This window comes from Actinomycetota bacterium, from assembly GCA_005774595.1.
Taxonomy (GTDB): Bacteria; Actinomycetota; Coriobacteriia; order Anaerosomatales; family D1FN1-002; genus D1FN1-002.
On the sequence record VAUM01000044.1, the window covers coordinates 1 to 9666 of the forward strand.

The window sequence follows — 9666 nt, forward strand, 5'->3', positions numbered from 1 at the left end:
TCGCAGGCCAGCACGGAACGTACTTCGCGTGGGACGCCGAGGAGACGCAGCTGCGCATCGCCGACTGCTGGGCGTCGCTGTGGACGGACCGCGCGTTCGGCTACCGCGTGCGCCAAGGGGTCGCGCACGACGCGGCGGCGATGGCGGTCATCGTGCAGCGCCTGGTCCCGGCGGAGGCTGCGGGGGCCGCGTTCACGGCAGACCCCGTCACGGGCGCCCGGCTCGTGACGGTCGAGGCGTGCCTCGGCATCGGCGAGCTGCTCGTCTCGGGGCGCGTGACCCCCGACCGCTGGGTCTTCTCGCGCCCGGGGCTCGAGACCCTCGAAGCGCATCCGGGGACGAAGGCCTTCGCGCTGTTCGCGACCGGCTCGGGCCAGGTCGAGGAGGTGCCCGTCCCGCCGGCCCGTGCCACGGCACCGGCGCTCACCGAGGACGCCGCCCGCGACGTCGCCGCGCTCGCGCTGCGCGCCGAGGAGCTGCTCGGCTGTCCGGCGGACGTGGAGTGGGCGACCGAATCGGGACGGCTGTGGCTGCTGCAGGCGCGGCCCATCACCACCGCCGGTGCGGCCGCGGCCGCTCACGAGGGCGGCGCCGCGCCGACCGTACGCTGTCCGCTCCCGCGCCGCCGCCCCACCGCGTGGAGCAACGTGAACACCGGCGAGGTCCTCCCCGACGTCGTCACCCCGATGACCTGGTCGATCGTGGGCAGGCTCGCCTCGGCGCTCATCCTGTCGCTGTTCGGCAAGCTCGGCGTGCGCGTCGAGCCGGACCGCCTCACCACGCTGATCGGCGGCCGCGCGTACTTCAACGCCACCCTGCTCGGGACCGCGTTCGACAAGATGCCGTTCGTCGGCGACTCGTCGGTGACCTCGGTCTTCGGCGGCATGGAGGCCCCGCCGGAGATGGCCGAGGTGCTCGCGCTGCCTCCCGAGGACCGCGACATCGCCAGCGTCAGCCCGGTCCGCGTCCTGGCCGGCCTGCCGATCGTGGCGTGGTGGCTCCTGCGGCACTCACCGGCTCGCGCGCGCATCTTCCTCGAGCAGGAGCGTGCCGCCACCGACGACGAGCTCACCCGGATCGCCGCGGCGCACGGAGAGGACGCCGTCGCCGTCGTGACCGCAGCGCAGGTCGCACGCCTGCTCGGGATGGCCGAGTCGCTCGCGTTCGCCGGCGTCGCGATGGCGTCGCACACGCGGCTCGTCTCGCTGGCCACGAAGTGGTTCCGCGACCGGGGGCCCGTGCTCGTCAACACGCTGCTCGCGGGCCAGGGCGGGGTCGCCAGCGCCGACGCGGGCCTCGCGCTCGCCCGGCTCGCCGCGGACGCCCGGGCCGACGCGGGAGTCGCTGCGGCCCTGCGGTCCTCGCCCTCCTGGACGGCGGTGCGCGCAGCGCTCGACGCTCTCGGGACGGACGCCTCGGCCGGGTTCCTCGGAGCGTGGGACGCGTTCACCGCGCGGCACGGCCACCACGCCCGCGGAGAGATCGAACTCGCCGCCGCGCGCTGGGCGGAGCGCCCGGACGACGTGCTCGCAGATGTCGCCGGCCTCCTCGACGCGCCCGAGAGCCGCGACCTCATCGCCGCGTACCGGCGCCGGACGGACGAGGCCGCCGAGGCCGAGGCCGCTGCGCTCGCGCGGTTGCGGCCCGGACGGCGCGCCCGGTTCGCACGCGCCGTCGCGAAGGCGCGAGACGGCGCCCGGGTCCGCGAGAACATGAAGAACGAGGGCGTCCGCGCCCTCGCGGCGACGCGTGTCGCGCTGCTCGCGCTCGGCGACGCCATGGCCGCTCGCAGCGTGCTCGCGCGCCGCGACGACATCTTCTTCCTGACTTGGGACGAGGTTGCGCCGGTGCGCGAGGGCTCCCTCGACGCGCGCACGCTCGTGGTGCCGCGCCGTGAGCAGTACGAGCGCGACCGCGCCGTCATGCCGCCGCCGGTCGTGATCGGCGAGTGGGACGGCGCTCCGGCCGCGCCTCGACCGACCGCGGGGGCCGATGCCGCGCCCACGCTGACGGGCCTCGCGGTGGCCTCCGGTGTCGCGCGCGGGCGAGCGCGCGTCATCCGCTCGCTGCAGGGCGGCGGGCGCGTCCTGCCCGGCGAGGTTCTCGTCGCGCCGTTCACCGACCCGGGGTGGACGCCGTTCTTCGTGCCGGCGGCCGGCATCGTCGTGGACATGGGCGGCATGCTCTCCCACGGGAGCATCATCGCGCGGGAGTACGGCATCCCGGCCGTCGTCAACGTCGTCGACGGCACCTCGGCGATCCGCACGGGCGACCTGATCGAGGTCGACGGCGACCGCGGCGTCGTCACCGTGCTCGAGCGCGCCTGACGCGCCCCCTGTCGCAGCCCGGCGAGTCGGCGTATCTTCGATAGGCACAGGCGAACCCGGACACGAGGGGGTGCGGCGAAGTGGATCCACGCAAGCCGATAACGGGTCTTGGCGTGATCATCCTTGCCGGCGTGGCTCTCGCGACCGCCGTGCTGGCGGGTGCGGGCGTGTGGTGGTGGCAGCACCGCGCCAACGCGCGCCTCAAGGCAGAGCTCACCTCAGCGCAGTCGCGCATCGACGCGCTCACCGAGCAGGTCGCACAGCTGGAGGCGGCCGCCTCGCGCGTGACCACGCCCGCGCCGCTCCTGGACACCGACGCCGGCGAGACCGGCGACCCGGCGATCGACGACCCCGACACCGGGCTGCCGCCGGCCGCCGAGAAGGAGCGCCAGTTCGCCTTCGTCAAGGACATCAACGAGACCGCGGGCGCGTACGAATGGGTGCTCGACTACGCGCAGTTCCTCACGGGTGAGGACGCCGCCGACGCCGCTGCCGCCGCGGGCGCCGAGTCCCCGCCGCCCAACGACTACTACATCGTCAACGAGAACGCGAAGCTGCGGACCCTGCCCGTGGCGGCGAGCACGAAGGTGGTTCTGTACTACAACGGCGTGTCCGACAAGCGCACCATGCCCCTCGGCCAGTACTACGACATCTTCCTCAACAAGACCGACGGGAAGCATGCCGTCCCCTTCTGGGTCACCATCCAGAACGGCAAGATCATCGCCGTCGAGGAGCAGTACCTGCCGTAGCCGCCCGCTCAGCGGCGGCGCTTGTGCTTCGGCACGGCGTACCCGCTGCCCTTGCGCGCGCCCTTCTTGAGGCGCACCAGAACGTCGTCCTCGCCGGCGCCCTCGATCTCGGCACGCAGCTTGACGACCTGGTCGCGCAGTCGGGCGGCCCGCTCGAAGTCGAGGGCCTCCGCTGCACCGGTCATCTCCTCCTCGAGCGAGGTGAGGATGCGCAGGACCTCCTCGCGATCGAGCTTCGCGAGTTCGCGCGCCGCGGTCGACGCGGCGTCCTCCTCGCCGGCCTCCGCTTCGCGGACGAACTGCGAGATGGCCGAGATCGCCTTGCGGACCGTCTGCGGCTCGATGCCGTGCTCCGCGTTGTACGCGGCCTGCAGCGCACGCCGGCGGTCGGTCTCATCGATCGCCACGCGCATCGAGTCGGTGACGCGGTCGGCGTAGAGGATGACCTCGCCCGAGACGTTGCGGGCGGCGCGCCCGATCGTCTGGATGAGCGAGCGGTGGTTGCGCAGGAAGCCTTCCTTGTCCGCGTCGAGGATCGCCACGAGCGAGACCTCGGGCAGGTCGAGCCCCTCGCGCAGCAGATTGATGCCGACGAGGCAGTCGAACTCGCCCGCGCGCAGGTCGCGCAGGATCTCGACGCGCTCCAGCGTGCCGATGTCCGCATGCAGGTAGCGTGCGCGGGCGCCGTGCTCGAGCAGGTAGTCGGTGAGATCCTCGGCCATGCGCTTCGTGAGCGTGGTGACGAGCACACGCTCGTCGCGTTCGGCACGCTGCTTGACGAGGTCGAGCAGGTCGTCGATCTGGCCCGCAGTCGGGCGCACCGACACGGCGGGGTCGACCAGTCCGGTCGGCCGGATGATCTGCTCGACCACGCGCTGGCTGCGCTCGAGTTCGTAGTCGCCCGGCGTGGCCGAGACGTAGACGAACTGCGGCACGCGCGCCTCGAACTCGTCGAAGGTCAGCGGGCGGTTGTCGAGCGCAGACGGCAGGCGGAACCCGTGCTCCACGAGCACGCGCTTGCGCGACTGGTCGCCGTGGTACATGCCGCGGACCTGCGGCACGGTCACATGCGACTCGTCGATGACGCACAGGAAGTCGTTCGGGAAGTAGTCGATGAGGCAGTTGGGCGGCTCGCCGGGAGAGCGGCCGTCGAGGTGCCGCGAGTAGTTCTCTATCCCTGAGCAGAACCCCATCTCCTCGAGCATCTCGAGGTCGTACATCGTGCGCTGCTCAAGGCGCTGGGCTTCGAGCAGCTTGCCGGCGGCGTTGAGATCCTGCAGGCGCTCGCGCAGCTCGTCGCGGATCGCCGCGATGGCGGTCTTCAGCTTGTCCGGGACCGTCACGTAGTGCGTTGCCGGCCACACCGGCACCGAATCGAGCTGCGCGACGACCTCGCCGGTGACCGGGTCGACCTCGGCGATCGACTCGACGGTGTCGCCGAACAGCTCCACGCGCAGCGGCCGGTCGGAGTAGGCGGGCCAGACGTCGAGCACGTCGCCGCGCACGCGCACGGTCCCGCGCGAGAAGTCGTAGTCGTTGCGGTCGTACTGGATGTCGACGAGTGCGCGCACGAGCGCGTCGCGGTCCATCTGCGCGCCGGCCTCGAGGAACACCGCAGTGCCCGCGTAGTCCTCCGGCGAGCCGATCCCGTAGATGCACGAGACCGAGGCGACCACCACCACGTCCCGGCGCGACAACAGGGCTGCGGTGGCGGCGTGGCGGAGCTTCTCGACCTCCTCGTTGATCGAGGAGTCCTTCTCGATGAAGGTGTCGGTCTCCGGGACGTACGCCTCGGGCTGGTAGTAGTCGTAGTAGGAGACGAAGTAGACGACCGCGTTGTCCGGGAGGAACTCGCGCAACTCGGCGGCGAGCTGGGCGGCGAGCGTCTTGTTCGGCGCCATGACGAGTGTGGGACGCTGCACGGCCTCGATGGCCTTCGCCATGGTGAACGTCTTGCCCGAGCCGGTCACGCCGAGCAGCGTCTGGTACCGAAGCCCCGCCTCGACACCCTCCGCGACCTGCTCGACGGCTTTCGGCTGGTCTCCCGCGGGTCCGAAGGGCGCGACGACGTGGAAGCCGCGCTCGCCCGTCACCGTCCGACGACCTCGTCCCAGAAGCGCTCGAGGTCGGCGAGGAAGGTCGCCGTGTCGCCGGCGTTCACGACGACGTGGTCGGCGATGCGGATGCGCTCCTCGTCGGTGGCCTGGCACGCGATGCGAGCGCGGGCGTCGGCCTCGGACATCCCCTTGGCCACGGCGCGGGCGACGCGCTGCTCGGCCGGCGCGATGACCGCGAGCGTCAGGTCGGCGAACTCGATGAACTCGGGTGCTTCCACGAGCAGCGGCACCTCGAGCACGACCACGGCTGGCGGGTTGGGCAGCAGACCCATCTGCGTCAGGCCCGGGCCGATCTCGCGGAAGACGGCCTGATGCATGATGCGGTTCAGCCGCCGTGCGCTCCCCTCGTCAACGAATGCCAGCTCGGCGAGCTTCGCATGGTCGATGGATCCGTCGGGCGCCAGCACCCCGTCGCCGAACTCGCCGACGACCGCCGCGGTCACCGGTGTGCCCGCGTCGAGGAGCCGGTGCGCGATCGTGTCGAGGTCGAAAACGACCGCGCCGCGGGAGGCGAAGTACTCCGCGGCGGTGGTCTTGCCGGCCCCGAGGCCGCCTGTCACGACGAGGATGAACATGGCACCAAGTATGGACATACCGCACCGAGGCGGGAAGTCCTGCCGTGCGACGACGAAGGGCGGCCGTCGTGGCCGCCCTTCGGGTGCGTTCGTGCGTGTGCGCGTGCGGCGCTACTCGGCCGCGGGCTCCTCGCCCTCGTCCTCGGCGGGCGCATCCTCCGCCGGCGCATCCTCCTCGGCCTCAGGCTCGTCCGCCGGCGCCTCATCCTCGGCGGCCTCAGGCTCGTCCGCAGGCGCCTCGTCCTCGGCTGGGGCCTCCTCGACCACCGCGACGGTCTCGACGACCGCGTCCGCCTCGCCGTCACCGTCGACGTCGACTGCGACGACCACGGAGTCGTAGTCCTCGGCGGCCGGGTAGTCCTCGCCCTCGTCGTCCTCGTCGTGCTCGGACGCCGGGGGCTCCTTGATCTCGATGCCGAGATCGTCGGCGGCGGCGCGGATCGACAGCGAGATGCGCCGGCGGTCCGTGTCGATGTCCATGACCTTGACCTTGACCTCCTGGCCGACCTCGACGACCTGGTCCGGAGTCTCGACGTGCCCGCGCGCCATCTCGGAGATGTGCACGAGGCCCTCGATGCCGTCGCCAAGCTCGACGAACGCGCCGAACGGCACGAGCTTGGTGACCTTGCCGTCGAAGATGTCGCCGACCGGGAAGGCTGTGATGAGCTGCTTCCACGGGTCGTCCTGGGTCTGCTTCAGGCCGAGCGAGATGCGCTCGCGGTCCAGATCGACGTCGAGGACCTTGACCTCGACCTTGTCGCCGACGGCCACGACCTCGGACGGGTGCGTTACGTGGCTCCACGACAGCTCGGAGATGTGCACGAGGCCGTCGATGCCGCCGAGGTCCACGAACGCGCCGAAGTCGACGATGCTCGAGACCGTGCCGGACAGGATCTGGTTCTTGTGCAGCTGGCCCAGGATCTCCTGGCGCTCGTGCTTGCGGCCCTCCTCGAGGACCACGCGGCGCGACAGGACGACGTTGTTGCGGTTGCGGTCCATCTCGATGACCCGCGCCTCGAGGCGCTGGCCCATGAAGACCGTCAGGTCCTTCACGCGGCGGAGGTCCACGAGCGAGGCGGGCAGGAAGCCGCGCAGGCCGATGTCGATGATCAGGCCGCCCTTGACGACCTCGATGACCTCGCCCTCGACGACCTCGCCCGAGTTGAACATCTCCTCGATCCGGCCCCAGGCGCGCTCGTACTCGGCACGCTTCTTGGACAGGATGAGCCGGCCGTCCTTGTCCTCCTTCTGGAGGACGAGCGCCTCGACCTCGTCGCCGCAGCTCACGATCTCGGACGGATCGACATCCTTGCGGATCGACAGCTCGCGGGCGGGGATGACGCCTTCGGACTTGTAGCCGATGTCGAGGAGGACCTCGTCCTTCTCGACCTTGACGACGACACCGTGCACGAGGTCACCGTCGTCGAAGTCGGTGATGGTGCCGTCGATGAGCGCGTGCATCTCCTCGTCGGTGTACTCGCGCTCGCTGATGACGCTGTCGGACTGGTCGATCGTCTCTTCTTCGGTCACTGCAGGACCCCTTCTGATCGGGGCCCCCTTGGCGCATGGTCGGTCGCGGCTGTCCGGGCGAGTCGTCGTGTCGAAGGAACCAAGACGTGTCGTCGGTCGCTTGCTTTCCTGGCATGTGTCGAGGGGCCTGGTCATGCGACGGCCGCCATCGGGACGGCTGACGCGCGCGAGTATACAGGGAGCGCGCGGGCGTGACCAGCGGCCGCTCCCGGGGGCCGCCTCTTCGGGGGACGGCGGTGCGGTCAGCTGTCGACGATCACCGCGCCGGGGAAGCCCCCGTGTGCACGGCTGTCCGCCGAGTACAGCGCCGCGCCCAGCATCGACGCGAGAGCCGGCGCGAGTGCGTCGTAGAAGCCGCAGCCCAGAGCCCCCATCTGCGCCTCTGCGCCGCGCACGAGATCGTCGGAGAGCGGATGGCGGACGACGCCGGCCATGTCGAGCTGGACCCAGGCCTCGATGGAAGCCGGCGCCGGCTCCCATCTGCCGCAGACGGACAGGACCTCGGCGACACACTGCTCGGGCATGTGGATATCCAGCCGCTCGCACGCGTGATCCTCCAGCAGGCCCATCGCCGTCCCGCTCCCGGCCTCGTCCTTGAACCACTTGACCGCGAACGACGCGTCGCACACGACCGGACGGTTCACAGGTCACCGTCCTCGTCGGGCAACGGAGTGACGAACCCATCGTTGGCTCTCAGCTCCCTCAGGATCTCGAGTGAGGGCCGTGGGTCACGGGTCTTGGGCCTGGCGGCCATCTCGCGCATCGCGGCCACCGCGGCCATGCCGCGGCGGTACCGCTCCTCGGCCGCCGCGGCTTTGCCGGCGAGGTAGGTCTCGGCGGCCTCCTGCACCACGCCGCTGCGCGAGATCCCCTCGCGCAGCGCATCCGCATCGATTGCTGCGAGCAGCTCCTCGGGCAGGGACACGGTCACTTTCGCGTACATGGCGGGCCTCGCTTCGGTCACACCGTCGGTCATACCGACGATACGCCCGCGCGAGGCCGCGTGCAACCCCTACTTCGCGCTCGCCCAGTCCTTGCCCCACGCGACGTCGACCACGAGCGGCACCGCGAGATCGGCCACACCGGACATCGCCTCGCGCGCGAGCGCGGCGACCGCCTCGGCCTCGGACTCGGGTGCCTCGAAGACGAGCTCGTCGTGGACCTGCAGCACCATGCCGGCCGCAAACCCGCTCGCGCGCAGACGCCGGTCCGCCTCGATCATCGCGAGCTTCATGATGTCTGCGGCGGTCCCCTGCATCGGGTGGTTCATCGCCGTGCGCTCGCCGAACGCGCGCAGGTTGTGGTTGCCGGAGAGCAACTCGGGGATGCGGCGCTTGCGGCCGTACATCGTGACCGCGTAGCCGGTGCGGTGGGCCTCGGCGACGGTCTCGTCGAGGAACGACCGGACCTGCGGGTACGCGGCGAAGTAGCGGTCGATCATCTCCTTGGCCTCGGCGTTGCCGATCTTGAGCGTCTCGGCGAGCCCGTGCGCGCTCTGCCCGTACACGATGCCGAAGTTCACCGCCTTGGCACGCCGGCGCATCTCCGGGGTCACGTCCTCGGGCGCCACGCCGAAGACGCGCGAGCCGGTCGCGGCGTGGAAGTCGGCGCCGCAGGTGAACGCCTCGATGAGCCCGGGGTCCTGCGTGAGGTGCGCGAGCACGCGCAGCTCGATCTGCGAGTAGTCCGCCGAGACGATGACGTCGCCGGCGCGCGCCGGGACGAACGCCGCCCGGATGCGTCGGCCGAGCTCGGAGCGAACGGGGATGTTCTGCAGGTTCGGGTTGCTCGACGACAGGCGTCCGGTCGCGGCCACCGTCTGGTTGAACGTCGTGTGCACGCGCCCGTCCTCGGCCACCAGGCGCGGCAGCGCGTCGATGTACGTGCTCTTGAGCTTGGTGAGTTCGCGGTAGTCGAGCACCTTGCCCGCGATCGGGTACGTCTCGCGCAGCTCGCCGAGGACCGACGCGTCCGTGCTCCAGCCGGTCTTCGTCCGCTTGCCCTTGGGCAGGCCGAGCCTGTCGAAGAGGACCTCTCCGAGCTGCTTGGGCGAGTCGATGGTGAACTCACAGCCCGCGAGACCGAGGATCTCCGCGCGCAGCGCGTCGATCCCAGAGGCCGTCTCCGCCGAGAGGTCCTCGAGCACCTTCGAGTCCAGGGCGATGCCGAGCCGCTCCATCCGCAGCAGCACGGGCACGAGCGGCAGCTCGATGTCGCGGAAGACGGCCGTCGAGCCATCCGCCTCCAGCTTCGCGCCGAGCACGCCCGCGAGCACCGCGGCGGCCTGCGCGTCGGAGCCGGCGACGGGGTCGCACGCGGGAGGAAGCCCGCCGACGTGGTCGGCGTAGAGCGTCACGACCTCGTACGA

8 protein-coding genes are annotated in these 9666 nt (G+C 71.2%); 2 read left to right on the forward strand and 6 right to left on the reverse strand.

Features of this window, described 5'->3' with window-relative positions:
- Positions 1-2327: hypothetical protein (locus FDZ70_03130; protein TLM79423.1), on the forward strand; the 2327-nt coding region annotated here is incomplete at its 5' end.
- An 80-nt stretch (positions 2328-2407) separates the two neighbouring features.
- Positions 2408-3076 carry a hypothetical protein gene (locus FDZ70_03135; GenBank protein TLM79424.1) on the forward strand — a complete coding sequence of 223 codons (669 nt, stop codon included), beginning with the start codon at positions 2408-2410 and terminating at the stop codon, positions 3074-3076.
- An 8-nt stretch (positions 3077-3084) separates the two neighbouring features.
- Here FDZ70_03135 and uvrB read toward each other — a convergent pair whose 3' ends face one another.
- The 6 genes from uvrB to polA all read right to left on the reverse strand — a co-directional run.
- Positions 3085-5190: an excinuclease ABC subunit UvrB gene (uvrB, locus tag FDZ70_03140; protein ID TLM79429.1), complete on the reverse strand. Its 2106-nt coding sequence runs from the start codon at positions 5188-5190 to the stop codon at positions 3085-3087.
- Positions 5166-5786 carry a dephospho-CoA kinase gene (coaE, locus tag FDZ70_03145; GenBank protein ID TLM79425.1) on the reverse strand — a complete coding sequence of 207 codons (621 nt, stop codon included), beginning with the start codon at positions 5784-5786 and terminating at the stop codon, positions 5166-5168. Before coaE ends, uvrB begins: the two co-directional genes overlap by 25 nt.
- Positions 5787-5879: 93 nt before the next feature.
- Positions 5880-7229 (reverse strand): 30S ribosomal protein S1, encoded by a 1350-nt coding sequence (gene rpsA, locus FDZ70_03150; protein ID TLM79430.1) that lies wholly within the window; start codon positions 7227-7229, stop codon positions 5880-5882.
- A 311-nt stretch (positions 7230-7540) separates the two neighbouring features.
- On the reverse strand, positions 7541-7942 hold the full coding sequence (locus tag FDZ70_03155; protein ID TLM79426.1) for a type II toxin-antitoxin system VapC family toxin: 402 nt from the start codon (positions 7940-7942) through the stop codon (positions 7541-7543).
- Positions 7939-8274: a ribbon-helix-helix protein, CopG family gene (locus FDZ70_03160; protein TLM79427.1), complete on the reverse strand. Its 336-nt coding sequence runs from the start codon at positions 8272-8274 to the stop codon at positions 7939-7941. The genes FDZ70_03155 and FDZ70_03160 overlap by 4 nt, the downstream gene beginning before the upstream one ends.
- A gap of 36 nt (positions 8275-8310) precedes the next feature.
- On the reverse strand, positions 8311-9666 hold a 1356-nt coding region (gene polA / locus FDZ70_03165; GenBank protein ID TLM79428.1), incomplete at its 5' end, for a DNA polymerase I.

Coding starts and splice junctions, on each gene's coding strand:
- coaE (TLM79425.1), bottom strand. CDS start 5,786: ATGTCCATACTTGGTGCCATGTTCATCCTCGTCGTGACAGGCGGCCTC.
- rpsA (TLM79430.1), bottom strand. CDS start 7,229: ATGCACGCGCTCATCGACGGCACCATCACCGACTTCGACGACGGTGAC.
- FDZ70_03160 (TLM79427.1), bottom strand. CDS start 8,274: ATGACCGACGGTGTGACCGAAGCGAGGCCCGCCATGTACGCGAAAGTG.